Origin of the sequence: Massilia rubra (assembly GCF_011682065.1) — a bacterium.
GTDB classification, from domain to species: Bacteria; Pseudomonadota; Gammaproteobacteria; order Burkholderiales; family Burkholderiaceae_D; genus Telluria_A; species Telluria_A rubra.
This window is the reverse complement of sequence record NZ_VUYU01000036.1, coordinates 1-25,276: the sequence shown is the minus strand read 5'-3', so window position 1 is coordinate 25,276 and position 25,276 is coordinate 1. Positions and strand designations below refer to the sequence as shown.

Genomic DNA, 25,276 nt, shown 5'->3' with positions numbered 1-25,276 from the left:
TTAACACCGTCCAGGAGAAAACACCCATGCGCAATTTTAAAACCCTCGCATTCATCGTCTCGAGCGCCGCCCTGCTCACAGCTTGCAGCACCCCGGTCAAAGACACCCCCGCACCAGTGACCGAAAAGCCGGTTGCCGGCAAGACCGTCGTGACCGACGATACGCGCGAAGTCAAGACCCAAACCACCGAATCGGTGGTCGATCCTGTCAACGATCCAACCGGCGCGCTGGCAAAACGCAGCGTCTACTTCGACCTCGACAGCTACGTCGTGCGTGAAGATGGCAAGCCAATCGTCGAGAACCACGCCGGCTACCTGACCAAGAACAAGACCCGCAAGATCATCATCCAGGGCAATACCGATGAACGCGGCGGCACCGAGTACAACCTGGCCCTGGGCCAGAAACGTGCCGAAGCCGTGCGCAAGTCGATGGCCTCGCTGGGCGTGGCCGAGTCGCAGATGGAAGCGGTCTCGCTGGGCGAAGAAAAGCCAAAAGCGACCGGTGGCGGCGAAGCGGCATGGGCGGAAAACCGTCGTGCCGACATCGTCTATTAATCGCTTGCCGTAACCGGCATCCGGACCATCGGGGCGGCGCGCAGTGCGAACTGTGCCCGCCCCGCTGACCTTGTGCCACGGTGTTTTAGTTTCAACGGTTTTGAAAGAGTCACGATCATGATCACACTGTCCAAGTCCCGCATTGCCGCCGCCTGCCTGGCGCTGGCCGCCTGGGTGCCGCTGCAGAGCCACGCCGGCCTGCTCGACGATGACGAGGCGCGCAAGGCCATCCTCGAACTGCGCGCCAAGGTCGACACCATCGCGCGCGAGCTCAACGCCCGCATCGACACCAAGTCCGACCGCAGCAGCGCGCTCGACATGGTGAACCAGCAGGAACAGACCCTGTCCGAGATCGCCAAATTGCGCGGCCAGCTGGAAGTGCTGACCAACGAAGTGGCCAATGCCCAGAAGCGCCAGAAAGATTTCTACACCGACCTCGACGAGCGCCTGCGCAAGCTCGAACCGCGCCAGGTGACCATCGACGGACGCGAAGCGGCGGTCGACCCGAACGAGCAGCGCACCTACGACGCGGCCATGGCCATGTTCAAGGGCGGCGACTACAAGAGCGCGGCGTCGGCGCTGGGCGACTTCGTGCGCCGCTTTCCGGCCTCGGGCTATGCCGCCAACGCGCAGTACTGGCTGGGCAACGCCTACTACGCGCTGCGCGACTACAAGAACGCCATCTCGGCGCAGGAAACGGTGGTGAGCCAGTACCGCGACAGCGCCAAGGCGCCGGACGCGATGCTCAACATCGCCAGCAGCTATACCGAACTGAAGGACACCAAGAACGCCAAGAAGGCGCTCAAGGACCTGGTCGCCAAATATCCGGACTCGAGCGCGGCGCAAGCGGCCAAGGACCGGCTGGCGGTGCTGAAGTAGGGTGATCGTCACACCCCGGTAAAAAATGTGTGCTGGGGCATTTGACAGAAACGTGGATGCCCCCTATAATCTTGCTTCTTCGGGTCGTTAGCTCAGCTGGTAGAGCAGCGGACTTTTAATCCGTTGGTCGCAGGTTCGAATCCCGCACGGCCTACCACGAATAGAGCAGTAAGCAAATGAAGCAGTTACGAGCGATCGTAACTGCTTTTTTGTTTTAGAACTGATCCGGTCTCAGCTGGTTTCTTCGCAATCAAAAAGGATTTCGCCTAACCTTTAGTACGCCTATAGTATCGCGGCTACTTGGGCGGTATCCCATGATGCCCCATTAGCGCGCCACGGCGTTTCAATTCCGCTCGCATCAGCGCTTTTGCTTCACGGCGTTCAAAAAGTAGCTTCCCCAATGCAGGACCAGCTGCTCCCTGTCCCGCACATAAAAAATTAATGCCCACCTAATCCCGGAACTTGACCGTGATCTCGCGGACCCTGTCCGGCAACGGCAGCCTCTTCGGTTCGAGGTTGTATTGCTTCACAAAATATGAATAGAGCCGACGCTGCGCTACCTTAAACGACGGATCCAGGCAATCGGCCGTCCCGAAGCGGGCCTAGTTCGGCTCGATCACCAGCCGTGTGCTCACGAGCTTGCTCGCCTCTTCATCGGATAGCAACGTAGACTCTAGGCTGTCCGGCACCGCCGTTACTTCCCACGCCTCGTAAAAGTATCGATCCGGCTACGCCGTGCAGCTGGGCGATCTCGTTAACCGTCTTGACATCGCGTACGGCCTCCAGACCGACCTTCGCCTTGAAATCCTCACTATGCACTTTCCGCTTCTTTGCTTCCGTCATTCCCTGCGATCCTCCGTTGAGAACCATAGCTTAAACTGCTGTCTCCAATCGTGGATCCACTATAGGGCGACGCCGGCTATCAAGGCGTGGGTGAGCGTCCCGAGAACGCGGGCAAAGTTGTCAGCAGCGGTTGTAAACTGATACACGCGGCGATTGAAAACTGATACACCGATTTGAGAAGATGGCCGCTTTGCGGAGCGGCCTTGAAACCCAAAGAAGTGTACGTGTAAGTTCACCTACTGAGGACGCATGGGTAAAGCCTGCGGCAGATCGCCGCCCAGGTTGGCTGCGCAGTGAACACGGTGCGGCGGCCTTGGCGCTCAATGCCGTGCCCAAATACGAGCGCAATGTGAAACGCCAGAGGAAGCTGGAGCAGTTCGAGCAGTATCTGAGGGAGCGCAAGACGGCTAACACCGTATACGATTCCGAGGACCGTGTTGTACCGCGAGATCGCGGCACGTGGCTACCAGGGCTGGATGAGCCAGCTGCGCGCGCCCCTGAGGACATTGCGGCCAGCGCCGCCTGCGGATCCGGTGACGCGTTTCGAGACGGCGATGGGCGAGCAGATGCAAGTCGACTGGGTCGAGTTCCGTAAGGGCAGCACGCCGCTGCACGCCTTCTGCGCCACCTTGGACTTCAGCCGGGCCAGCTCAGCAGCATGAAGGTGGAAACCCTGCCGCGTTCGGGGACGTGACCCATCGGGTCCTGTACGACAACATGAAGACGGTCGTGCTTGAGCGCGATGCCTATGGGGAACACCGTTTCCATACCGGCCTCCTGAACTACGCCAGACATAGCGGCTTCGTCATCAAGCGGTGCCAGCCGTACCGGGCCAAGACCAAGGGCAAGGTCGAACGCTTCTACAGCTACCTGCGGCGCTCGTTCTACGTGCCGCAGGTCAGGAGCTTGGCGCAGAGCAGCCAGAAGCTCGACGTGGTCACAGCCAAGATCCAGATTTTTTTGGAATCTAAATCAAAATTAGATTTATAATAATTGTGCCTCTCGGCATACGCAAAAATATATATTAGAGGGTGAGCTATGAAATACCAGCCAAAATTTGACGGATGGGAAGAGATTACTTTAGCAGACATGCTTGTAGCTTACCGCAAAGCGAAAGCCGACTGTTTTTTCGAGAACACGTTTCCCAGTGCGATAAAATTTGCCGATTATGAACAGGATTTGCTCAAAAATTTGCGCGCTTTGTTAGAATCATTGCGTAACAATGATGGATTCGCCAAAACTGAAAAACTAATAGGCGAATTTCGAGTAGTACCGAAAAAATTATCAACTCGTGCAAAAGATTCTAAAAACAGTGGGCACATTCATTTCTCATCACCTGAGCGAGCCTTTGAAAGCTTGCATAAAACAAAAGATATTATCCCGGAATTTCGCATAATCGGTGACTTTCCTGTTAATGCTCATATTATTTCGGCATTATGGATTAATATGATCGGGCATAAATTTGATGCGGCGTTAGAAGCATGCTGCTACGGAGCGCGTTTGAGACGCATAAGCAATGACGAGAACCTTGACAAGAGTGCATTTCAACCATTTCATATTAGCGCAATTGGATCATTCCCGCCCTATTTTCAACCATATCAAAATTGGAGAAATGACGGGCTTAAAGCAATCCGAGGGGAACTAGAAAAAGATCGCGAAATTGTAGCTGTCTCTTTAGACTTAAAAAGTTACTATCACTATATCGATCCAAAAGTAATTTCATCAATTGACCTTCAAAATACGCTTAATTTGACCCTTTCAAAATCTGAGTGCCAATTTACTGAACAGTTAGCTGAATTCTTAGCTAATTGGGCACGAGGAGCCGAGAAATTTTCTAAGAAACTTACAAGCGGAAATTTTCGCATTAGTGGAGGGCTCGCTATTGGCCTGACCGCTACCAGAATTATCTCAAATTCGCTGCTATACCGATGGGATGCCTTAATAAAAGAAAAGTTATCTCCTATTCATTACGGTAGATATGTGGATGATATGTTTCTGGTTTTTCATGACACCGGAAAAATAAATAACACTGCGGCCTTCATGGAATTCCTAAGGGAACGCATTGGCGGGAAAATATTTAAAAAGGGTAAATCTGCCGATAAAGGCATCTGGGAAATACAGCTTGGAAAAAGTCTTCAAGCAAACTCAAAAATCAGACTTCAATCCGAAAAACAGAAGCTATTTATCCTCAACGGTCAAGCTGGACTTGATCTTCTCGATAGTATCGAAAAAGAAATATACGAACTATCAAGTGAACATCGCCTTATGCCGTCGCCTGATCAACTTGAAGATTCGACTGCAGCTCGGGTCCTTTCCGCTTCGAGTAGTATGAGTGAGCGAGCGGACACTTTACGTCGCGCTGATGGTTTAACCATCCGGCGGCTAAGCTGGGCGCTTCAACTCCGCCACGTTGAGACTCTTGCTAGAGATTTACCCCCATCAGAATGGGTCAAACAGCGGATGGAATTCTACGAATTTGCTCACAATCACATTTTACGCCCAGATAATATTTTCGAACACTTTAACTATCTTCCTCGACTATTGGGTTTCGCGATTAGCCTGAATGAATGGGCAGAAGCTGAAAGAATAGTCGTGCATGCATACGCATCCATTGATCATCTGTCTGAGACGGTAACTCAGGGTGGTGAAATATCGCTTAATGGTAAAGAAGCAAGATCTGGAGCGCAACTATGGCGATACTTAAAGGGGACGCTTAATTGGATTTTCATCGATTCTGCAGCGCGCTACTATGACCCTAATCGTCTACTTAGCAATCGACGAACAAAGCGAGAGTCGCGGGTGGCTAAGATTTTTATGGATGGAATAATTGAACAATTTACAAACACCGCAGACATACTTAATTTCAAATTCAGTTTTAACGATTTTTATGCCAAAGCCCCGTTAATATCGATGGCAGATTTAGGGAAAACCCCATACAAACACGTTATCAATCGATTGGTAGCATCAGCATTATTAGATAAAAGAAAAAAATTAAGAGAGCAATCCATATTAGAACATTTTGACTCCGCTGGCTTAATCGATGTTGATTCACTTAAAGAATTTTTATCCTCTACAGAAAAATCCAGATTTGGGGTAGAGAAAAAGAAAGAACAACGGGGAGAGAGTTATCTCCCTTATATTTTCCCGACTCGACCGTACTCCCCTGATGAGATAGCGGAACTGGCGCCGGAATGTGTGGGTTTACCGAACCATCGTGGAAAAACAACCGAAGAGCGACCTGCCGTTATTTGGGCCAAGTATTCGCAGGCGATGCGAGGCATCTGGGTGAAACCGACATTATTGGCACTGGAGCAGGCGGAACCGATTCGATCTCCTGAAAAGGGAAAGCATTTGCCAAAATTTTTACGCATTGGCACGAAAAACAAAACCAAGATTATAGTTGCATTGACAAATATTAAAACCGATGACAGTGACTGGGCAGCAATGGCCAGTGGAAAGCCGAATTTGTCGCTCGATAGATATCGACGCATTTCGGATTTAGTTAATCAAACGATCAGGCTACGCCCAAGGCCAGATTACGTTCTATTTCCTGAATTATCAATTCCGATTCGTTGGGTAAATAGTATAGCATCACGATTGAGTGCTGTCGGGATCAGCATGATCGCCGGCACAGAATATCGACACTTCAATGGTACGAGAGAAGTTTTGAGCGAGGCATGCCTTACGCTTACAGATAACCGATTAGGCTTCCCAGCGACAGTCAAAATTTGGCAACCAAAGCTTGAACCTGCAGTAGCCGAAGATGAAAATTTATTGAAAATTCACGGTAAGGTTTGGCGATATTCAGGTAATCGTGGAGGACGAAAAAAGCCAACCAAACCAATTTACATTCATAATGGAACCCATTTTGGAATAATGGTATGCTCCGAACTCCAGAATAGCAAAGCTAGAGTGAGACTGCAAGGCGATGTTGATGCTTTGATGGTGCTAAGTTGGAACCAAGATATAGACACGTTTTCATCACTTATCGAGTCTACTGCGCTTGACGTACATGCTTACACCATATTGGTTAATAATAGAAAATATGGAGATAGTCGAGTTCGTTCGCCTGCCAAACAATCATTTCTCCGGGAGCTGGCGCGCGTCCGCGGTGGAGACAACGATTTTGTAATAGCTGCCACATTAGATATTGATTCGCTGCGCGCATTTCAGAGCCGCGCGAAGCGATGGCCGCTAGAAGGTGACAAATTTAAGCCTGTTCCAGAGGGATTCAGGCTGTCATATTTGCGCAGGAAATTGCCGGCAAGATGAAAATGTGCAATGGGGTTTCCTATTTTTGGTGAATTCGCTACCGTGTCGTGTAAATGTTGCATGTGCTCCGTACAGGCTAGTACGGCCATTCTAAAGCGCCTGTATGGAGCAAATGCCGAAATTCAAAATCGAGCTCTAAAGCAACCTCACTTTGCTCGCAATGATAAAACTAGTGTAAATAAATACCATCTGGACGTTGTCCACCCGCCACACCGCTGCAGAGCCATTGCGTGCAGGACTATTGCTATTGCTTCAAAGCGTTCAAAAAGTAGCCTTCGTATGAAATTGTCGCCACGAAGCGGCAACCAGTCACGCTTCGTAAGCATGCTTCGCTGACCAATCAAAGGGTCACTTAACTCGGACAAAGAGCTATGAAGGAAGACCATGTCGGAGACAGTTTCTTCCGCACAAGCAACCTGAGGCCCTATGATCTCGACCATGTCTAAGCAATGTGCTTGTTTTTCAGCTTGGGCCAAGGGAGCTCTCCGCCTTGCTCCATGGCATCTTCAGTATTCTCCCGCAGTCCTATTCGGAATACATCCCGCGCATGTGCTTGCTCACTTCCAAGACACTCGATGTAGTCCCACTCACCTTGGCGCGGCGACCTCGCTCCGGCCCACCTGATACGCGTAATACCAACCCGGAATCGCCCCCATCAACCAGGGAATCGGTGTGTTCAGGAGGTCCTTGATCGACTCGGGCATGAACTCATCCAACAGGATGACGACCCCGATGACCGCGAAATTGATCAGCACCACGACCCCGACCGACTTTATCCTGCTCCACCAGCTCTTGCGGCCCTTGAAAAGGGCATACAGCATGCCGAAACACATCAATATCAGCAGGCATGCACCGTAGATTAAGCCGTTCATTACATTCCCCAAGTTGTCTTCTCCCGACGCGGCACGCACTGCGGCGCAGGGAGATAAAGTGCCAGCCAATTCGCTGCTTCTATATGTCATCGATTTCCGGCGCTCACGACACGCGCGACAGGCTGGAACAGCGATGACCTCATTGTTGATTATCAAGCAAATAGCCTCCCCTTAACGTCCCGGGAGCCCATCGACCGCAAAGACGCTTCCGGCACGACGGCGCGTACCCGATAACGATACCAAACCGACAATTTGCCAGCCCGCCAGCCCTGTTGCAGCAATCCCACCCCGCTCGTCCTTGCTTAACCTGAATCAACAAGCCGCGTGTCGGACAATCTTACACTGGGCCACTAAGTTAACCACTGGAAACATTCCCGCCTAACCCGCGGGCCTTCCGCCCCGGCATCGCTTGGCGGCCACCGCGCAGGACCTGGACATGACTCCGACACCGAACCATCCGCTGCGCGCCGTCGCGCTCGCCGCCGCGCTGGCCAGCATGGCCCAGCCCGTCGTGGCCGGCCCCGACCACCAGCAAGACCTGAACGCCCTGCCCCTCGAACAATTGCTCAATCTGGAAATCATCACCGCCTCCAAGTTCGCCCAGAAGATCAGCGAAGCGCCCTCCTCGGTGTCGGTGATCACCGCCGACGACATCCGCCGCTTCGGCTACCGCACCCTGGCCGACATCCTGCGCAGCGTGCGCGGGGTCTACGTGACGGACGACCGCAACTACAGCTACGTCGGCACGCGCGGCTCCGGGCGCCCGGGCGACTTCAACACCCGCCTGCTGATCCTGGTCGACGGCCGCCGCCTCAACGACATGGTGTACGACCAGGGCGCGCTCGGCACCGAATTCCCGATCGATGTCAGCCTGGTCGAACGGGTCGAATTCGTCCCCGGACCGGGTTCGGCCATGTACGGCAGCAGCGCCTTTTTCGGCGTCGTCAACGTGATCACCAAGACCGGTGCGGCGCACCAGGGCACCACCCTGGCCGCCGGCGCCGCCAGCGTCGGCACGCGCAAGGCGCGCATCGCCACCGGCTTCGGCTACGCCAACGGGCTCGACCTGCTGCTGGGCGCAGCCTGGCTCGAGCGCAAGGGCGGCGACCAGTATTTCCCCGAATACGACGATGCCTTTCATAACTTCGGCGTGGCGCGCCATCTCGACCACGACCGCTACCAGCGCGTCTTTACCAAGCTGAGCTGGGGCGGCTTCTCGGCCAGCGCTTATGCCGGACGGCGCACCAAGGGCATCCCGACCGCATCCTACGGCCAACAGTTCAACGATCCGCGCAGCCAGACCAGCGACGCCTACGCGTCCGCCAGCGCCGCCTACCAGGCGCCCCTCGGCCCGACCCTGGAACTGCACGCCGGCCTCAGCCTGCGCAGCTACCGCTACCAGGGTACCTACATCTACGTGCCCGACAGCGCAACGGTGAATATCGACGCCGCCGAAAGCCGCACCATGTCCACCGAATTGCGCCTGCTGAGCACGGCGTTTCGCGATCACAAGATCATTGCCGGGGCCGAATATGCAAGCGACGCCACGCGCATGATGCGCAATGACGACCTGGCCCCGTACGCCTCCTGCCTGGCCAGCGACCACCCCAAGCGACGCGCCGCCGTCTACCTGCAGGACGAGTTCCGCCTGGGCGAGCGCATCATCCTCAACGCCGGCCTGCGCCACGACCGCGACGACGAAGGCGGCGATGCCAGCAACCCGCGCGTGGCGCTGATCTATAAAGCGGCCGCGCACAGCACCCTCAAGGCCCTGTACGGCACCGCCTACCGCTCGCCCAACGCCTACGAGCGCTACTACGCGACCAGCACGGGCTACAAACTCAATCCGCAACTCAAGCCCGAGCGCATCCGGACCTACGAACTGATCGGCGAGTATTTTCCGTCCGAAAACTTCAGGGCCAGCGCCTCGCTGTTCCAGTACCGCTTCATCGACCTGATCGCCCTCACCACCGACCCGCTCGACAGCCGGCTGGTGCATTCGAACATCGATTCGGCGCGCTCCAAAGGCGCCGAGTTCGAAGCCGAATGGCTGCGCGATGACGGCAGTGCGCTCAAGACCAGCGTCAGCCTGCAATACGCGCGGAACGGCGTGAGCGGCGAATGGCTGAGCAACTCGCCGCGCCAGTTGTTCAAGCTGAACTACGCCAAACCGTTCTGGCGCGATACCCTGCGCGCCGCGCTCGAATGCCAGTTCACCAGCCGCCGCCGCACCACGTCCGGCGGCCAGGTGGGCGGCTTCGGCCTGCTCAACCTGACCGTGCTCAGCTACGCAATGGGAAAACACGTCGAACTGTCCGCCAGCGTCTACAACCTGCTCGGCAAGCACTACGCCGATTCCGCCAGCGAAGAGCATTACGACAGCGGCACGCCGGCCCGCTACCTGAACGCCATCGGCCAGGATGGGCGCAACTGGCGCATCCAGGCGAGCTACACCTTCCGATGATGATGCACCTTCGCTCCGCTTCCTTCCCTGCCGCCTTGCGCGCCGGCGCCACGCGCCGGCGGCGCTTCTGGGCCCTCGCGCTGGCCCTGCTGCTGCCCGCCCCCGCCCAGGCGCAAGCCCAGGCCGCCGCCGAATTCGCGGCGAAAGCGGCGTTCATCTACAACATCGCCCTGTTCAGCACGTTTCCGAATCCGGACGCGCCCCTGGTCAGGCTGTGCGTGCTCGGGCGCGACCCCTTCGGCAAGCTGCTCGCCAGCCTGGAGGGCAAAGCCCTGAGCGAAGCGAAAATGACGATCGCCTATCCCCGTTCGGGCGGCGACGCGCTCAGGCAGTGCCAGATCGTCTTCGTCAGCGCGTCCGAGAGCGACAGCGTGGCCCAGCTGGCGCAGGCGGCGCCCCAGGAAGGCGTGCTGACCGTGTCCGATGCGAAGGGCGCGGCGCGCCAGGGGATCATGGTCGAACTGAACGTCGAGGACAAGCGCATCGCCTTCGAATTTAACGCCGAGGCGGCGCGCGCCGCCAAGATCACGCTCAGCTCCAAAGTGATGCGCCTCGCGCGCGCGGTGCACTGAACCCACGAAACGGACCCATCATGAAACGCCCATGGCAGCGCAACCGCAGGAATCAAACCCTGAGCACCAAGCTCAAATGGGCCAACCTGGTCACCAGCGGGACCGTGATCCTGCTCTCGACCCTGTTCCTGCTCGGAATCCAGAGTTACTTCTTCACCTCGGCCCTGGTGCGCCAGACCCAGGCGCAAGCGGCCATGGGCAGCGAAAACATGTCGGCCGCCATGCTCTTCGGCGACCGCCTCGCCGCCAGGGAAATCCTGGCGGCCCTGCGCGTGGTGTCCGATGTGCAGTCGGCCGTGGTGTACGACAACACCAACAGCCGCTTCGCCAGCTACCTGCGCGACCCCGGCGCGGCACAGCTAACGCCGCTCGCGCCGCCGCCAGCGAGCGCTGGCGGCTACACGCTCTCCTACCGCCACGTCACCGTGCTCGCGCCCTTGACCGTCAAGCGCCAGCGGGTCGGCACGCTCATCGTGCAAAGCTCGCTCGCCAGCGTCTACCACCAGCTTGGGCTGTACCTGGCGCTCACCATTCCGGTCATGCTCGCCGTGCTCGCCATCGCCCACCTGGTGCTCTCGCGCCTGCAGCGCTTCATTACCGATCCCCTGCGCGCGCTGTCGGACACCAGCGCGCAGATTTCGCGCCTGGGCGACTACGCGATCCGCGCCGAAGTCAGTTCGCTGGCCGATATCGGCACGCTGTCGACGACCTTCAACACCATGCTCGACCGCATCCAGAAGCGCGAAAGCGAACTGGAGGCCGAAATCAGCGAGCGCAAGCGGGTCGAGGTCAAGCTCGACCGCCTGGCCCACTTCGACAACGTGACCCAGCTGCACAACCGCCACTTCTTTAACGAGCGGCTCGAAGAGGTCATCGCGCGCGCCGGGCAGCGCCAGGAACGCGCGGTGGTGATGTTCATCGACCTCGACAACTTCAAGGCCGTCAACGACACGCTCGGGCACGATATCGGCGACGACCTGCTGCGCCTGGTCTCGCGCAGCCTCACCGACACCTTGCGCCCCGGCGACGCCATCGCCCGCATTGGCGGCGACGAGTTCGCCATCATCCTCGAAAACGTGCACCACATCGACGATGCCGCCGTGGTGGCCGAAAAATGCCTGCTCAAGATTGCCCAGCCAATCGCCATCTCGGGCCACGAAATCCACATCAGCGCCAAGCATCGGCATCAGCGTCTATCCCGACCACGCCGCCGGCATGCACGAGTTGCTCAAATACGCCGACAGCGCCATGTACTACGCCAAAAACAGCGGCAAGAACGCCTACCGGCTATTCACCCACAGCATGCAGGAAGACGCGCGCAAGCGCTTCACGCTAGACAACAACCTGCGGCGCGCGCTCGAACGCAAGGAATTCGTCTTGCACTACCAGCCGCAGATCGACCTGCGCAGCGGCGCCATCTGCGGCGCCGAAGCGCTGATCCGCTGGATTCATCCGGACCTTGGCCTGATCAGCCCGGCCGACTTCATTCCCGTGGCCGAAGAATCCGGCATGATCGTGGCGATCGGCGAATGGGTGCTGCGCGAAGCCTGCCGCGAACTGCGCGCCTGGCATGACGAGGGCCACGCGATCCGCATGTCGATCAATCTGTCCGGGCGCCAGTTGAGCGAAGACGGCCTGGTCGCCTCGGTGCTGGCCAGCGTCGACGACAGCGGCATCGACGCCCGCTGGCTGGAACTGGAACTGACCGAAAGCATGCTGATGGACGCCTCGGCCGGCATGATCGACAAGCTGCACACGCTCAAGCGCGCCGGCATCGCGCTGGCGATCGACGATTTCGGCACCGGCTACTCGTCGATGAGCTACCTCAAGACCTTCCCGGTCAGCGCCCTGAAGATCGACCGCAGCTTCGTGCAGGACCTGCCGCACAGCACCGAAGACGCGGCCATCACCCGCGCCATCATCGCCCTCGCCAGGAGCCTGAAGATGGAAACCGTGGCCGAAGGGATCGAAACGCCGGAGCAAGGGCAGTTTTTACGCGCCAACGGCTGCGACAAGGCGCAGGGCTATTACTACGGCAAGCCGCTGGCGGCGGCCCAGATCAGGGAATTGCTCCGGCGCGGCAAGCATGAGGCGGCCGAAGCGGCGCTGCCATGCGGCGCGTGAGGTGGCGCAGTCAAGACAAGGCATACGAAATTGGCATGCATGACGAGAAAATGCCTATATTTATATGCATAACTTTGCTGATAGCATCGTTTTCTTTTCATTTCGCCAACACAAGCGAGTCCACCACGTAGCCAGATTGACAATCTTCCCCGGAGTTCCACCCAGATGAGCAATTTTCCTGTTTCAGACGCGCCCTCGCGCCTGCTTCCCGCACGCCGCCTGACCACCTTGGCCGCCTTGCTGGCCATGCCCCTGTACCTGCTGGCCAACCCGGCCAGCGCCGCCAATTGCAACGCCGCCGTGGTCAACGGCGGCATGTACAGCATCGTCAACGCCGCCTCCGGCAAAGCGCTCGACGTCGTGGCCGGCTCGACCCAGGGCGCGGCCGAAGTCCAGCAGTGGGGCTACACCGCCAGCGCCAACCAGCAGTTCACCCTGCGCGACGCCGGCAACGGTTACTGGACCATGCAGGCCAGGCACAGCGGCCTGCTGCTCGACGTGCTGAACCTGGCGGCCGGCGACGGCGCGAAAATCATCCAGTGGAACGCCACCGGCGCCCAGAACCAGCAATGGCTGCTCAAAAAATCGACCGGCGGCGGCTACAACGTCGTCGCCCGCCACTCCAGCAAGTCGCTCACCGTGGCCGACAACAACAGCGGCTCGCGCGCCTACCAGGCCAGCGACACCGGCGGCGGCCTGCAACGCTGGTACTTCAACCCCACCAACGGTTCCTGCGGCGGCCCGGCGGCCGACGGCTTCGCGGCCCAGGCCGGCCCTGACGGCTTGAGCGGCACCACCGGCGGCGGCAACACCGCGCCGGTCAGCGTGAGCTCCTGCAGCGCGTTGAAGAGCGCCCTGCAATCGAGCGCCGCCGCCGTGATCCAGATTCCCGCCGGCACGACCATCGATTGCCGCACCGCCGTGCGTTCCGAAAGCACCTGCGCGGTAGCCTGCCCGACCTACCAGGACCCCGGCAAGAGCACCTACCGCCTTCCGGTCGGCGAGCAGACCTGCAAGGAACTCGGCTCGACCAGCGAAACGCGCTTCATGCGTCCGCGCGATGAAATCAATATCCGGGTCGGCTCCAACAAGACCCTGGTCGGCCTGAACAAGGACGCGCGCATCGTCGGCGCCACGCTCAACCTTTCCGGCGCGAAGAATGTCATCATCCGCAACCTGGCCATCGAAAACATCAATCCGGGCCTGGTCGAAGCGGGCGACGGCATCACCATCAGCAAGTCGAGCCACGTGTGGGTCGACCATGTGCGCTTTAACCTGATCAGCGACGGCCACATCGACATCCAGGACAGCAAGAACGTGACCCTGAGCTGGAACCGGTTCGACGGCGTCAACCCGGCCGTCTGCGGCAACCAGCACCACTACACCAACGCCTTCAGCAACTCGCAGGTGAGCATGCACCACAACTTCTGGAACAAGACCTCGGGCCGCAATCCGAAGCTCGACGGGGCCGCCTCGCGCACCCACCTGTTCAACAACTACTGGCTGGACGTGCCCTACTTCGCCATCGGCGCCGGCGGCGGAGCCCAGGTGAAAGTCGAAGGCAATTTCTTCGCCAACACCGCCAAGCCGCACTGGAACAATAGCGACGCCTTCATCGACGCCAACATCGCCTCCAACCGCTACACCGGCAAGTCGGAAACCGATCCCGACAAGGATACCGGCGCCAAGGTATTCGGCGACACCCCCCTGTTCCCGTACAAGCTCGACAACGTGGACAACCTGCCGGCCGCCCTCACCAGCGGCGCCGGCGCGCGTTGACCTTCAGCGCGCGCTCGTGATACCGTTGCCGCTGTTGCCGGCAACGGCGTCCACGCCAAACCCCATGCCTGCGCCATCGCCCTTGATTCCCGTAGCCTTGATTCCCGCACATAAGCACGATCTGGACGCTGTGCAAGCGGCCATCGCAGCCGGGTGGCCCGCCGTGCTCCCGCTGCTGCCCGCTTTGCTGGAATGGGTGCAGGATATGAACTGGCCGGTGGCGACGCCACTCGCGTCGTTCCTGGCCAGCATCGGTGCGCCGCTCGCGCCCGCCGTCAGGCAGGTGCTCGATGGCGATGACGGCATCTGGAAAACCAACGTCATCTTGCAAGTGGTGATGCGCTCGCCGGCCCTGCGCGATGCGCTGGCCGCCAACCTGCGCCGCCTCGCCGCGCACCCGAGCGCGTCGGACCGCGCCGAAGAGGTCGACCAGGCCGCGCTGGAAGCGCTAGGCTAGCGCTAGGCTAGTGCCGGTTCGTCGGCGCGGCGCAGCATCAGGAACACCCGCACAACGTAATAGCGCTCGTCCGGCGTCCACGGGCACGCTTGCAGGGCGCGCAATCCGTGCTCCCAGGGCTCGCCGTTGTTCAGCGCCTCGAACGTGAATGCCTTCTGGTAGTTGGAAACGAAGAAGCGCATCCAGTGCAGCTCGTCGGTCAGGCTGGCCTCTTCGAGGCAGCGCTCGATCCGCTCCGACAGGTCCGCCGGAAAATGCGGCGTTCCGTAGCCGCAGGTGGGGCCGAAGTAGCCGGTGTAGCGGCCGCTGCGCGTGGTCACGGTTTTGGTCACCACCCGTTCGGAGGCATCGCGCTGCCATAGCGCGGCCAGCAGGACGTGAAAGGAATTGTTCATGAACTTGGCGAAGCCATCCTTGATGCCCTCCTCGCCAGCGCCCAGGCCGGCGCAAGCCTCCTCGATTCTCAGCCCGTCGGGCATCAGGATGAGAACGCTGAACACACCCGTCAGCCCGTTCCCGTTCTGGTACCAGTCCGCGCGGATGGCCGGCCGCCGGCCTTCCGGCAGCACCCAGCCGTTGACGACCACGCTGGCGATCCCATGTTCCTCGAACAAAACCTGCAAATACCTGCTGTCGACCGCGATGGACATGGCGCCGCTTTCACTCGTTGGATGAAGAAGCGCCATCATAGCCCACGTTAAGATAAATGCAACAGCCGGGCCGGCGCGCTGTCATCGGCATGGCCCGTGAGCATGCGGGCATCCCAGATTGGGCGTGACAGAAGCCGGCGCGACCTGCATACTTCTTTCCGAAACTGGCCGCGCCGCCCCACATTTCCCTACCATAAAGCACACACGCAACAATGACGACAAACTGGTCACTTTTCCACAAACACATCGGCGCCAAACCGCGCCAGTTCTTCGAAGTCCGCCTGCTCGGCAAGGCCGTCTGGCACGCCACCGGCATGGCCGAAACCTGGGGCACTGACGCCCTCGACGAACTGGCCAGCCCGGCCGCCGCGCAAGAGCGCTACGACGCCCTGTGCGCCGAGGCCGTGGCGGCCGGATTCACCCCCACGCGCCAGCTTGAGATCGACCTGAACCGGCTGGACGCCGCCCTGCTGGCCGCCGAAATCCGCGACGGCGCGCGCAACGCCTTCAACGCCATGCGCGCGGCCCATCCGGATCACACCATGAACGGCTTCGCCCTGATGAGCGACGAGAGCGCCATGACCATCGTCCCCATGGCCAACAGCGAACAGGCGCTGGCCGACGACGGCGGCGCCGACTATATCCGTTTCAATCCGGGCGAATGGTCGTTCTTCGAAGAAGGCGCCTACCTGGACGTGGCCTACCGCATGATCCTGCCGTATCACCGCGATATTCCGAACGAAGTCGACATCGACGCGCTGCGCCACTGGGTGTTCGGCGCCTGCGCGCAAGCGCTGCGGATGCTGGCCGAGGAAGGCCTGTTCGGCAGCCCCGCCGAACGCGACGCGGTGATGGTGCAGTTCCAGGTCACCGACGGCGATGGCGACGACGATGTCATCGACGAGCTCAATACCGCGACGGTTGTGCAGCGCTACAAGGCCTGGTGCAAGAAGTAAGCGAGAGCGGTAAGCGCGAGCTCAAGCGTCGATGCGCGCCAGCAGCTCGCGCCACAGCAATTGGGGCGCGATCCCCGCGTAGCCGGACTCCTGGGCGTCGTTGCATTCGATGACGATCCAGCGCCCGTCGGCCGTTTTGGCCACATCGACCACCAGGAACGGCACCGCCATCAGCGCGGCGGCTTGCGCGGCCAGGGCCCGTCCGGCATGCTCGTCGGCGCAGGCGTACGGCGCCACCTGGTTCCAGTAGCGCCCCCATCCCACGCAGTGCCCGTGCCACCAGAACGAGCGGTATTCGACCGATGGCTGGACCTTGCCGGCCACCTGCCCGCGCACCGGTTCGAGCGCCACGAATTCGCGGATCACCGGCTTTTGCCAGTGCAGGATCGGATCGTCCCGGTACAGCTGCGCGGCGAGTTCGTAATGCGCGCGGCTGCGGATCACCGACAGGTCGGGGTTATGCTTGCTGGTCTGGCGCGAGCCTTTCATGAACACCGGCCACGCGAACGAGGCCTCGATCGTGTCGGCCGATGGCAGGCTGTCGAACACCTCGGTGCGCGGCGTGAGCGCGCCGAGCAGCGGGTACCACGCTTCCAGCTCGCTCGCGCGCACATGCTCCTGGGGGGAATTGACCAGCCTTAGCCCCATGCCCAGCTTGTCCTCGAACTCGGCGGCGTAATCGGCAATCGGGCCAATGCGCAGCACGCACGTTTCTTCCCCCTCGATCCGGTACGGATGGGTGCAGGCGACATGCAGGCCAAGGTCGAAGTCGTAGGCGGCCACGCCGACCGGCTCGCTGACGACAATCAGTTTGTTTTCAAGGCGCGCGATGTCCAACTAATGCCCCAGCACGCGTCCGCTCAGGCTGGCGCTGCGCTCGCCCGGACTGGCGGCGTCGTCATCGAAGCGGCATGAGCGGATGAAGTCGAGCGCCTCGGCCACCAGCGCCGGCGCCTGCCCGTTCGTTTCGGCGGCTACGCGCGTGGGCACGCCGCCCTCGCCCACCATGAAGCGCACCAGCACGCCGCCAGCGCCGCCCGGCGCCGTAGCGGACCCCGTCGCCCCTGGGACAAAGCGCGCAAACCGCGCCGATTCCCGGCAACTGCCGGCGCGCAGCAGCGGCGCCACGCCGGCCTCGCCGTCGAGCTTCCAGGCGAACTGCATCGGATACGGCCCGGCGCGCTCTGCCGCATCGAGCCCGGCCTTGAAACGGCAGGCGGCGATGGCGCGCAGGGCCGCCTCGTCGAGCATGCTCCAGCCGCTGCCGCGCAGCAGGCGCGCCTGCTCCACCGCGCCGTCGGGCCCGATCGCGAACGACACCGTGGTGCTGCCCTGCAGGTCGTACAGCAGCGCTTCGCGCGGCCACGCCGGCAGCGGGCAACTGCCCGCATCGGCCAGCAAGTGACGCGGAAAAGCCGGCGCACCGGACGCCGGCGCCGCATGCTTGTCCGGCACCTGCGCCACCGAGGCGGCGGCGGCGGCGATGCACACGCCAATGATCAATTTTCTGTTCAAAAAATCCACCCGGTAATCTGTGACGGGACCCGCGCCGGCGCAGTATACTCGCAGCGTCGCGCACCCGGCATGCCTTGCATCGATGCAACACCCAAGCTGGCAACATGGCCGCAAAAGTGGTCCATTCCCAACAAATGCGCTGTAATTCTCACATTTTTGCCATCGTTACATCGTTTCTTGGTTACAATAAATACATCCTACAGTAAATTTAACACGGTATAAGCATGGCGGTCATCACACCAGTCGCATCCAGGCAGCGCAAAGAGGCACCCGCTTGCTAGACGGCCGCCTGTCCCTGACCACGCCCGAAGGCGTGAGCCTGCAACTGACGCCCGCCGGCCCGTTCCTGCGTTCGGCCGCCTGGCTGATCGATGTGCTGGTCTGGCTGCTGTTCTGCGGACTGGCCCAGCTGATCATGCCCAGCGGCAAACTCGGCAGCGGCCTGTTCCTGGTCATCCTGTTCGTTTCCTACTGGGGTTACCCGATCATCAGCGAAGTGTATTTCAATGGCCGCACGCTGGGCAAGCGCGCGCTCGGCCTGGAAGTGGTGCGCAGCGACGGCTTGCCGGTCGGCTGGCGCGAATCGACCCTGCGCAACCTGCTGCTGGTGGCCGACTTCCTGCCGTTCCTGTACGCCAGCGGCCTGGTGTGCATGCTGTTCGATGTGCGTTTTCGCCGCCTGGGCGACATCGTGGCCGGCACCCAGGTCATCTATTTCGAAAAACCCATGCCGCGCCCGACCCCGCCCTCGACCGACCCGCTGCCGCTGCCTTTCCCGCTCAGCCCGGACCAGCAGCGCACCCTGATCGACCTGTTCGAACGCGAAAACCGGCTGCCGCTCGACCGCATGGCCGAGCTGGGCACCATCGCCGAACCGCTGACCGGCGCCCAGGGCGCCGATTCCGTCGAACGCATGCGCGGCTACGTGGCAGGCTTTAACAAATGAAACAGCAACAGTTCGAAGCCGACAACGCCGCCCTCTGGACCGAGATCAGCGCCCTGCTCGAGGGCGCCGGCACCGACCAGCGCGCCCTGCCGGCCCTGTATCGCCGCCTGTGCCAGTGCCTGGCGCTGTCGAGCCAGCGCGGCTATTCGCCGGCCCTCACCGATTATCTGCAAAAACTGGTCGGCGCCTGCCACCGGCGCCTGTACGGCACCGCGATCGAGCGCCCGAATACGCTGGTGCGCTGGATGCTGGTCGATTTTCCCTGCCGCGTGCGCGCCGAATGGCGCTTGCTGCTGCTGACCTGCGTGGCGTTTTTCGGGGTCGCGCTCGGGGTCGGCCTGCTGATCTGGTTCAAGCCGCAGTGGGCCTACAGCTTCGCCTCCGCCAGCGAGCTCAACGGATATCGCGACATGTACCAGCCGGGCAAGGCCAGCGTCGGGCGCGGCGGCAGCGAAGGCGACGTGATGATGTTCGGCCACTACATCTGGAACAACGTCTCGATCGGCTTTCGCACCTTCGCCGGCGGCATCTTCGGTGGCATTCCGGCCCTCGTCAGCGTCGCTTTCAACGGCATGCACCTGGGCGTGATCGCCGCCTGGCTGAGCCGCGACCCGGCCACCGCGCACCAGTTCTGGTCGTTCGTGATCACCCACGCCAGTGTCGAAGTCACCGGGCTGCTGTTGTGCGGCATGTCCGGCATCCGCCTCGGGCTGGCGCTGATCCATCCGGGCCGGCGCACGCGCGCCCACGCCCTGCACGAGACCAGCCAGTACATGTTCCCGGTCATCGTCGGCGGTAGCCTGATGACCTTCCTGGCCGCCTTCATCGAAGCCTTCTGGTCCGCCTCGGCTGTGATACCGATCAATGTCAAATACGCCGTCGGCGGCACCTGCTGGGTGCTGGTGATCGGATTTTTCCTGTTCGCCGGCCGCGGCAAGCAATAAGAGGCCGCCATGCAAATCGATAAACTGCAGATCGAACTGCGCCCGCGCACCAATGCCCAGGCGCTCGACCTGGGCTTTTCCCTGCTGCATTCGCACGCCAGCGCCGCCTACATGGCCTTCCTCGCCCTGTGGCTGCCGCTGCTGGCGCTGTGCGCCGCGCTCACCGTCTGGATGCCCGATCTGGGCTGGGCCTGGGTCTTGCTGGCGTGGTGGTTCAAGCCGCTGCTCGAACGCGCGCCCCTGTACGTGCTCTCGCGCCAGGTGTTCGGCACCACCGTCACCTGGCAGGAAGCGGTGCGCGCCTGGCCGCGCCAGATCGGCGGCGGCGCCTTGCGCCTGCTGACCTGGGGCCGTCCGTTCAGCGCCGGGCGCGGCCTGTCGCATCCGGTCTGGATGCTCGAAGGCGCGCGCGGGCGCGTCGCCAACCTGCGCCGCAGCACGCTCGGCAACAACGGCACCGCCTCCGCCGCCGCCTGGTTCGGCATCGTCTGCTCCCACCTCGAAGTGGTGCTGCAACTCGGCGTGCTCGGCTTCATCGGCATTTTTATCAGCGACGGCAAAACCACCAATCCCTTCGTCATGTACGTCAACGCCGGCGGCGCCGTCCCGCAAACCCTGGAGGTGGCGTTGATGACCCTGGGCGCCTTCGGCGTGGCCACCGCCATCATGGCGCCGGTCTATACCGCGTGCTGCTTCACCCTTTACCTGAACCGGCGCGCCAGCATGGAAGCGTGGGATATCGAAATCAAGCTGCGCCAGATGAAGCCGCCGGCCGCGCGCACCCGCGCCGCACCGCTGCTGTCGGCGCTGCTGGCCTTGGCCGGCGCTGGCGTGCTGCTGTCGGGCGCCAGCCTGCCGCTGCCGGCCCTCGCCGCCCCGGCCGCTGTCAGCGCGCCGGCCGCCCCGGCCAAGTGCAAACCGCCCGAGGACGGCCCGCGCCAGCCCGAACGCGGCCCGCTGCTCGCGCCCGAACAAGCCGGCGTGCGCAAGCAGATCGACCAGTTGTACGGCACCGACGAGCTGCGCGGCTATGATTGCATCGAAACCTGGCACCTGAAGGAAAAGAGCAAGCCGGACGAGGAAAAGAAGAAGGACAAGGAGCGCGACTTCGATTTTCCTTCGACCAATATGAACTTCGCCGCCGACATCTTCAAGGTGCTCGTCATCGCGTTCGCCATCGGCCTGGTGGGCTGGCTGCTGTACCGCTACCGTCACCACCTGCCCGCCTTCGAGCGTGGCGCCAAGGTGCGCGTGGCAACCGAAATCGGCGGCCTGAATATCCGCGCCGAATCGCTGCCGCCGGACGTGACGACCGAGGTGCGCGCCTTCTGGGCCAGGGGCGAACAGCGCGCCGCGCTGGCCTTGCTGTACCGCGCCACCCTGTCGCGCCTGGTGACGGAAGATGCGCTGGCCCTGCGCCAGGGCAATACCGAAGGCGACTGCCTGCGCCTGGCGCGCCAGGCCGGGGAGCGCGGTCAACTGACGCGCGGCCGGCTCGACGTGGCCGACAGCGCCACCACGCTCTGGCTTAACGGCGCCTACGCCGCCCGCTGGCCGAACGACGACGCCCTGCTGGCCTGCTGCGCCGCCTGGGACACCCAATTCGGCGCAAGGCGCGAGGTAACGCCATGAACGACAGCACAAAAGGTATCCTGATCGCGTTCGCCCTGCTGATCCTCGGCGCCCTCGGCTATTGGTGGTGGCACAACCAGATGGAACTGCGCTGGACCTCGGTGCAGCGCGAGTCGAGCCTGGCCTCGGCCGATCCGATGCTGGCCGCCACCCGCCTGTTGCGCCAGAACGGCCGCAGCGTCGATGGCGCCGGCTCGCTGGGCGAACTGGTGGTGCCCCAGACCGGGGCCGGCACCATGATCGTCAGCGGCGCTTCCGGCACCGCCACGCCCGACCAGGCGCGCGAATTGCTCGAGTGGGTAAGGCGCGGCAATACGCTGATCGCCGAACCGCGCTGGATCTCGCCCGCCGAAAAAGCGCAGGTCGTCGAGACGGGCGCCAGCGACGACGAGGAAGTGGAAGAAGAGCCGGAAGAAGAAGCGGAAGAAGCGCCGGAGGAAGAGGCGTCGCCAGCGGCCGCCGGCGAAGACGCCAGCACCACCGACGAAGCGCCGGCGACGGCGGACGACACCGCCGAAGAAAAAAGCCCCATCGACCAGGACGACGACGAGAAGGACCCGCTCACCGACCACCTCGGGGTGCGCGCGCGCCCCGATGCGCTGGCCTGCAAGTGCCGCACCGAACCGGACGAGAAGGACAAGAAAAAGCCGGAAGCGATCGCCGCCGCCAGGCGGGCGCGCGAACAGGCGCTGAGCCACCTGACCCTGCCCGGCAGGAGCTACGCGCTCGAACTCGACGCCGGCACCACCGAAATGGTCAGCCTGCAAGGCGCCGTCGCCCCGCTGTGGAGCGACGACGATGGCGGCGCGGTGCGCGTGTACGCCGAAGGCAAAGGCCGCATCGTACTGGTCGCGGACGGCTACTTCACCAACCGCAACCTGCCGCAGCGCGACCACGCCCAGCTGCTGCTGGCGCTGACCGAACTCACGCCGGGCAAGCACGTCACCATCGTCAAGCGCCTCAACGTGCTGCCGTGGTACAAGGCGCTGTGGCGCCACTACAAGCTGGTCTTGATCAGCCTGGCGGTCTGCCTGGCCTTGCTGCTGTGGAGCGCGCTGCGCCGTTTCGGCCCGCTCCTGCCGGCGCCCAAGGCCGAGCGCCGCTCGCTGCTCGAACATATCGACGCTTCCGGCGCCTGGCTGTGGAAAGCCGACGGCGGGCGCCAGGTGCTGCTCGACGCGGCGCGCGACGACACGCTGGCGCTGATCCGGCGCCGCGTCCCGGCCCTGTTCCGCATGCCCGAGGGCGAACTGTGGGCCACCCTGGCGCGCACCTGCGCCCTTCCCGAAGCCGACGTCAGCGAGGCCCTGCAGCAGGATGCGGCCAGCCACGTCACCCGATTCACACGCCAGATCCGCACCCTACAAACACTGAGAAATCACTATGAACGATAGCACCGCCACCGCCATTCCGGCCGACCGCCTCGCCCAGGCGATCGGCATCGTCCAGCGCATGCGCGAAGAAATCCGCAGCGCCGTGATCGGCCAGCAGGCCGTCGTCGACCAGGTGCTGGCCTGCTGCCTGGCCGGCGGCCACGTGCTGATCGAAGGGGTGCCGGGTTTGGGCAAGACCTTGCTGGTCAAGGCGCTGGCCAAGACCTTCTCGGGCGACTTTTCGCGCATCCAGTTCACGCCCGACCTGATGCCGGCCGACGTCATGGGCCATGCCGTCTACGACATGAAGAGCCAGTCCTTCAGCGTGCGCAAGGGGCCCGTGTTCTCGCACCTGCTGCTGGCCGATGAAATCAACCGCGCCCCGGCCAAGACCCAGTCCTCGCTGCTCGAAGTGATGCAGGAGCGCCAGGTGACGATCGAAGGCGAATCGCACCAGCTGCCGCCGCCGTTCATGGTGCTGGCGACGCAAAATCCCTTGGAAAACGAAGGCACCTACCCGCTCCCGGAAGCGCAGCTGGACCGCTTTCTGATCAAGGTGCGGATCGACTATCCGAGCGTCGAGGAAGAAGAACAGATGCTGCGCATGGTCACGCGCGACCGCGTCGGCGACGGCCTCGATGTAAACCAGGTGGCCACCCTGGTCAAGCCCGAAACCATCGTCGTGCTGCAGCAACTGGTGGCCAAGATCCGCGTCGACGACGCCGTCTCCGCCTACGCCGTGCGGCTGGTGCGCGCCACGCGCGACTGGCCCGGCATCGCCATCGGCGCCGGCCCGCGCGGGTGCATCGCGCTGGTGCGCATGGCGCGCGCCATGGCCTTGACCTCCGGGCGCGACTACGTCACCCCGGACGACATCAAGTCGGCCGCCCTGCCGGTGCTGCGCCACCGCATCGCGGTATCCCCGGAAAGCGAACTCGATGGCCTCTCCAGCGACGACCTGCTGCTTGGCCTGATCGAAGAAATCGCCGCTCCGCGTGGCTGACGCACTGACGCCGTCGCGCACCCTGCTGCTAGTCGCCGGCGGCTGGGCGCTGCTGGGCGCGGCCGCCAGCCACGTGCCGGCGCTGCTGCCGCTGTGGCAAGGCGCCGGGCTGGCCGCGCTGGTGGCCGCCTGCGCCGACGCCTGGCTCTCGCGCAGCACGCCGCAGCTGCGGGTCGAACGCGAGCTGGCCGGCGTGTGGCCGGTCGGGACCTGGAACAAGGTCACGCTCAAACTGCATAACGACGGCGGGCGCGCGCTCGCGCTCGACCTGTACGACGACTATCCCACCAGCTGGGGCATGCAGGGCCTGCCCCACGCCAGCGCGATCGCGCCCGGCGCATACGCCGCCGTCACCTATACCTTGTGCGCCGACCAGCGCGGCCCGGCCAGTTTCGGGGCGGCCCACCTGCGCGTGCGCTCGCCGCTGCGCCTGTGGCAGCGCATGCACCGCCTCGGCGAGTCGAGCAGCATCAAGGTATTCCCGGATTTTTCCAAGCTGCTCGGCCACACCCTGTCGGCGACCGACCGGCGCGCCCCGGCGGCCGGCGCGATCCGCAAGCGCCGGCGCGGCGAAGGCACGGATTTCCGCCAGCTGCGCGAATACCGCGACGGCGACAGCATGCGCTCGATCGACTGGAAAGCGACCGCGCGGCGCCAGAAACCGATCACCCGCGAATACCAGGAAGAGCGCGACCAGCAAGTTGTGTTCTTGCTCGACACCGGGCGCCGCATGCTGGCGCGCGACGACGTCACCACCCACTTCGACCACGCGCTCAACGCCGTGCTCACGCTCGGCTTCCTGGCCCAGAAACAGGGCGACGCGGTCGGCCTGATGACCTTCGGCGGCGAAGAGACGCGCTGGCTGGCGCCAAGCAAGGGCCGCAACGGGCTCGATCGCCTGCTGGCCGGGGTGTACGACGTGCAGCCGGCCGAAATGGCGCCGGACTACCTGCAAGCGGCCAGCAATTTACTCAACCGCCTGAGCAAGCGCGCCTTTGTCGTCATCATCACCAACCTGCGCGACGAAGACGACACGGCGCTGCGCTCGGCCTGCGAGCTGATGTCGAGCAAGCACCTGGTGATCTGCGCCAGCCTGCGCGAAAAGGTCATGGACGGCACCCGCGCGAAACAGGTCGACACCTTCGCCAGCGCCCTGCGCTACAGCGCCACGGTGCACTACCTGCAGCAGCGGCGCGACGCCATCCGCCGTCTCGGCATCCGCGCCGAACGCCTGATCGACATCACCCCCGACCAGCTCAGCACCGCGCTGGTGAACCGCTACCTGGACATCAAGGAAAGCGGGCAGTTGTAAAGACAATCGGGATAGGGGCGACCAGTGTACCTGACCGGTCCCCTCCCACACCACCCGGCATGCGGGTCCGCACCGGGCGGTTCAAGAAGTTGAGGTTACGTGAGCCGAGGCATGCCGAGGCTGTCAAAG

The 25,276-nt window shown here is 62.0% G+C and carries 19 protein-coding genes, 1 tRNA gene and 3 pseudogenes; 18 read left to right on the top strand and 5 right to left on the bottom strand.

All coding sequences use genetic code 11. The annotated features are described in order from the left end of the window. Positions 1-26: 26 nt before the first annotated feature. From pal to F0185_RS30820, 3 genes are all read left to right on the top strand, one after another. A complete protein-coding gene (gene pal, locus F0185_RS30830) occupies positions 27-554 on the top strand; it encodes a peptidoglycan-associated lipoprotein Pal (protein ID WP_167231953.1) in 528 nt (175 codons plus the stop codon). A 117-nt stretch (positions 555-671) separates the two neighbouring features. Continuing rightward, positions 672-1,433: a tol-pal system protein YbgF gene (ybgF, locus tag F0185_RS30825; protein ID WP_167231950.1), complete on the top strand. Its 762-nt coding sequence runs from the start codon at positions 672-674 to the stop codon at positions 1,431-1,433. An 81-nt stretch (positions 1,434-1,514) separates the two neighbouring features. Then, positions 1,515-1,590 (top strand) — tRNA-Lys (locus F0185_RS30820). A 572-nt stretch (positions 1,591-2,162) separates the two neighbouring features. On the opposite strand, the pseudogene F0185_RS35655 reads toward F0185_RS30820, so the two are convergent. After that, a pseudogene (locus tag F0185_RS35655) lies at positions 2,163-2,276 on the bottom strand (transposase); the annotation flags it as partial. A 260-nt stretch (positions 2,277-2,536) separates the two neighbouring features. Between F0185_RS35655 and F0185_RS35075 the strand changes: the two are divergent. Together F0185_RS35075 and F0185_RS30810 are read left to right on the top strand one after the other, a co-directional pair. Then, positions 2,537-3,233 (top strand): annotated as a pseudogene (locus tag F0185_RS35075) (IS21 family transposase); the annotation flags it as partial. 81 nt (positions 3,234-3,314) lie between these two features. Next, positions 3,315-6,548: an RNA-directed DNA polymerase gene (locus tag F0185_RS30810; RefSeq protein ID WP_167231947.1), complete on the top strand. Its 3,234-nt coding sequence runs from the start codon at positions 3,315-3,317 to the stop codon at positions 6,546-6,548. 587 nt (positions 6,549-7,135) lie between these two features. Here F0185_RS30810 and F0185_RS30805 read toward each other — a convergent pair. Then, positions 7,136-7,420: a hypothetical protein gene (locus tag F0185_RS30805; RefSeq protein WP_167231944.1), complete on the bottom strand. Its 285-nt coding sequence runs from the start codon at positions 7,418-7,420 to the stop codon at positions 7,136-7,138. A gap of 436 nt (positions 7,421-7,856) precedes the next feature. On the opposite strand from F0185_RS30805, the gene F0185_RS30800 reads away from it, so the two are divergent. From F0185_RS30800 to F0185_RS30780, 6 genes and pseudogenes are all read left to right on the top strand, one after another. Then, entirely contained in the window at positions 7,857-9,884 is a 2,028-nt protein-coding gene (locus F0185_RS30800; protein WP_167231941.1) for a TonB-dependent receptor plug domain-containing protein, read from the top strand. Continuing rightward, on the top strand, positions 9,881-10,456 hold the full coding sequence (locus F0185_RS30795; RefSeq protein WP_167231938.1) for a YfiR family protein: 576 nt from the start codon (positions 9,881-9,883) through the stop codon (positions 10,454-10,456). The genes F0185_RS30800 and F0185_RS30795 overlap by 4 nt, the downstream gene beginning before the upstream one ends. A 20-nt stretch (positions 10,457-10,476) precedes the next feature. Next, positions 10,477-11,577: pseudogene (locus tag F0185_RS35070) on the top strand (diguanylate cyclase domain-containing protein); the annotation flags it as partial. Continuing rightward, positions 11,549-12,580, top strand: a complete 1,032-nt coding sequence (locus F0185_RS35065) for a putative bifunctional diguanylate cyclase/phosphodiesterase (protein ID WP_229477278.1) — start codon at positions 11,549-11,551, stop codon at positions 12,578-12,580. The pseudogene F0185_RS35070 and the gene F0185_RS35065, both read left to right, overlap by 29 nt. 165 nt (positions 12,581-12,745) lie before the next feature. Next, positions 12,746-14,359: an RICIN domain-containing protein gene (locus tag F0185_RS30785; RefSeq protein WP_167231935.1), complete on the top strand. Its 1,614-nt coding sequence runs from the start codon at positions 12,746-12,748 to the stop codon at positions 14,357-14,359. A 64-nt stretch (positions 14,360-14,423) separates the two neighbouring features. Beyond that, positions 14,424-14,816: a DUF5071 domain-containing protein gene (locus tag F0185_RS30780; RefSeq protein ID WP_167231932.1), complete on the top strand. Its 393-nt coding sequence runs from the start codon at positions 14,424-14,426 to the stop codon at positions 14,814-14,816. A gap of 2 nt (positions 14,817-14,818) precedes the next feature. On the opposite strand, the gene F0185_RS30775 is transcribed toward F0185_RS30780, so the two are convergent. After that, positions 14,819-15,466, bottom strand: a complete 648-nt coding sequence (locus F0185_RS30775; protein WP_167231929.1) for a DUF6348 family protein — start codon at positions 15,464-15,466, stop codon at positions 14,819-14,821. A gap of 212 nt (positions 15,467-15,678) precedes the next feature. Between F0185_RS30775 and F0185_RS30770 the strand changes: the two genes are divergently transcribed. After that, entirely contained in the window at positions 15,679-16,422 is a 744-nt protein-coding gene (locus F0185_RS30770; protein WP_167231926.1) for a DUF4303 domain-containing protein, read from the top strand. 21 nt (positions 16,423-16,443) lie between these two features. Here the strand turns inward: F0185_RS30770 and F0185_RS30765 are convergent, their stop codons facing one another. Together F0185_RS30765 and F0185_RS34515 are read right to left on the bottom strand one after the other, a co-directional pair. Further along, on the bottom strand, positions 16,444-17,259 hold the full coding sequence (locus F0185_RS30765; protein WP_167231923.1) for an ATP-grasp domain-containing protein: 816 nt from the start codon (positions 17,257-17,259) through the stop codon (positions 16,444-16,446). Then, positions 17,260-17,937, bottom strand: a complete 678-nt coding sequence (locus F0185_RS34515; RefSeq protein WP_229477277.1) for an energy transducer TonB — start codon at positions 17,935-17,937, stop codon at positions 17,260-17,262. Between the two features lie 274 nt (positions 17,938-18,211). On the opposite strand from F0185_RS34515, the gene F0185_RS30755 reads away from it, so the two are divergent. Genes F0185_RS30755 through F0185_RS35060 form a run of 6 tightly spaced genes read left to right on the top strand, consistent with a single transcriptional unit; the run spans position 18,212 to position 25,147 of the window. Then, positions 18,212-18,883, top strand: coding sequence for an RDD family protein (locus tag F0185_RS30755; RefSeq protein WP_167231920.1), 672 nt, complete (start codon positions 18,212-18,214; stop codon positions 18,881-18,883). Beyond that, positions 18,880-19,827, top strand: coding sequence for a stage II sporulation protein M (locus F0185_RS30750; protein ID WP_167231918.1), 948 nt, complete (start codon positions 18,880-18,882; stop codon positions 19,825-19,827). The genes F0185_RS30755 and F0185_RS30750 overlap by 4 nt, the downstream gene beginning before the upstream one ends. Positions 19,828-19,836: 9 nt before the next feature. Beyond that, a complete protein-coding gene (locus F0185_RS30745; protein WP_167231915.1) occupies positions 19,837-21,459 on the top strand; it encodes a hypothetical protein in 1,623 nt (540 codons plus the stop codon). Continuing rightward, the gene (locus F0185_RS30740; protein ID WP_167231912.1) at positions 21,456-22,853 is read left to right on the top strand and encodes a DUF4350 domain-containing protein; all 1,398 of its coding nucleotides are present in this window, start codon (positions 21,456-21,458) and stop codon (positions 22,851-22,853) included. The genes F0185_RS30745 and F0185_RS30740 overlap by 4 nt, the downstream gene beginning before the upstream one ends. After that, positions 22,843-23,835, top strand: a complete 993-nt coding sequence (locus tag F0185_RS30735) for an AAA family ATPase (protein ID WP_166887814.1) — start codon at positions 22,843-22,845, stop codon at positions 23,833-23,835. The genes F0185_RS30740 and F0185_RS30735 overlap by 11 nt, the downstream gene beginning before the upstream one ends. Beyond that, on the top strand, positions 23,828-25,147 hold the full coding sequence (locus F0185_RS35060; RefSeq protein ID WP_167231909.1) for a DUF58 domain-containing protein: 1,320 nt from the start codon (positions 23,828-23,830) through the stop codon (positions 25,145-25,147). Before F0185_RS30735 ends, F0185_RS35060 begins: the two co-directional genes overlap by 8 nt. Positions 25,148-25,276: the final 129 nt, after the last annotated feature.

What these genes read in the sequence shown, in the direction of transcription:
- F0185_RS30785 (WP_167231935.1), top strand. Translation starts at nt 12,746, where the DNA reads ATGAGCAATTTTCCTGTTTCAGACGCGCCCTCGCGCCTGCTTCCCGCA.
- F0185_RS30795 (WP_167231938.1), top strand. Translation starts at nt 9,881, where the DNA reads ATGATGATGCACCTTCGCTCCGCTTCCTTCCCTGCCGCCTTGCGCGCC.
- F0185_RS35065 (WP_229477278.1), top strand. Translation starts at nt 11,549, where the DNA reads ATGCCGCCGTGGTGGCCGAAAAATGCCTGCTCAAGATTGCCCAGCCAA.
- F0185_RS30805 (WP_167231944.1), bottom strand. Translation starts at nt 7,420, where the DNA reads ATGAACGGCTTAATCTACGGTGCATGCCTGCTGATATTGATGTGTTTC.
- F0185_RS30740 (WP_167231912.1), top strand. Translation starts at nt 21,456, where the DNA reads ATGAACGACAGCACAAAAGGTATCCTGATCGCGTTCGCCCTGCTGATC.
- pal (WP_167231953.1), top strand. Translation starts at nt 27, where the DNA reads ATGCGCAATTTTAAAACCCTCGCATTCATCGTCTCGAGCGCCGCCCTG.
- F0185_RS30770 (WP_167231926.1), top strand. Translation starts at nt 15,679, where the DNA reads ATGACGACAAACTGGTCACTTTTCCACAAACACATCGGCGCCAAACCG.
- F0185_RS30775 (WP_167231929.1), bottom strand. Translation starts at nt 15,466, where the DNA reads ATGTCCATCGCGGTCGACAGCAGGTATTTGCAGGTTTTGTTCGAGGAA.
- F0185_RS30750 (WP_167231918.1), top strand. Translation starts at nt 18,880, where the DNA reads ATGAAACAGCAACAGTTCGAAGCCGACAACGCCGCCCTCTGGACCGAG.
- ybgF (WP_167231950.1), top strand. Translation starts at nt 672, where the DNA reads ATGATCACACTGTCCAAGTCCCGCATTGCCGCCGCCTGCCTGGCGCTG.
- F0185_RS30810 (WP_167231947.1), top strand. Translation starts at nt 3,315, where the DNA reads ATGAAATACCAGCCAAAATTTGACGGATGGGAAGAGATTACTTTAGCA.
- F0185_RS30800 (WP_167231941.1), top strand. Translation starts at nt 7,857, where the DNA reads ATGACTCCGACACCGAACCATCCGCTGCGCGCCGTCGCGCTCGCCGCC.
- F0185_RS30735 (WP_166887814.1), top strand. Translation starts at nt 22,843, where the DNA reads ATGAACGATAGCACCGCCACCGCCATTCCGGCCGACCGCCTCGCCCAG.
- F0185_RS30780 (WP_167231932.1), top strand. Translation starts at nt 14,424, where the DNA reads ATGCCTGCGCCATCGCCCTTGATTCCCGTAGCCTTGATTCCCGCACAT.
- F0185_RS30745 (WP_167231915.1), top strand. Translation starts at nt 19,837, where the DNA reads ATGCAAATCGATAAACTGCAGATCGAACTGCGCCCGCGCACCAATGCC.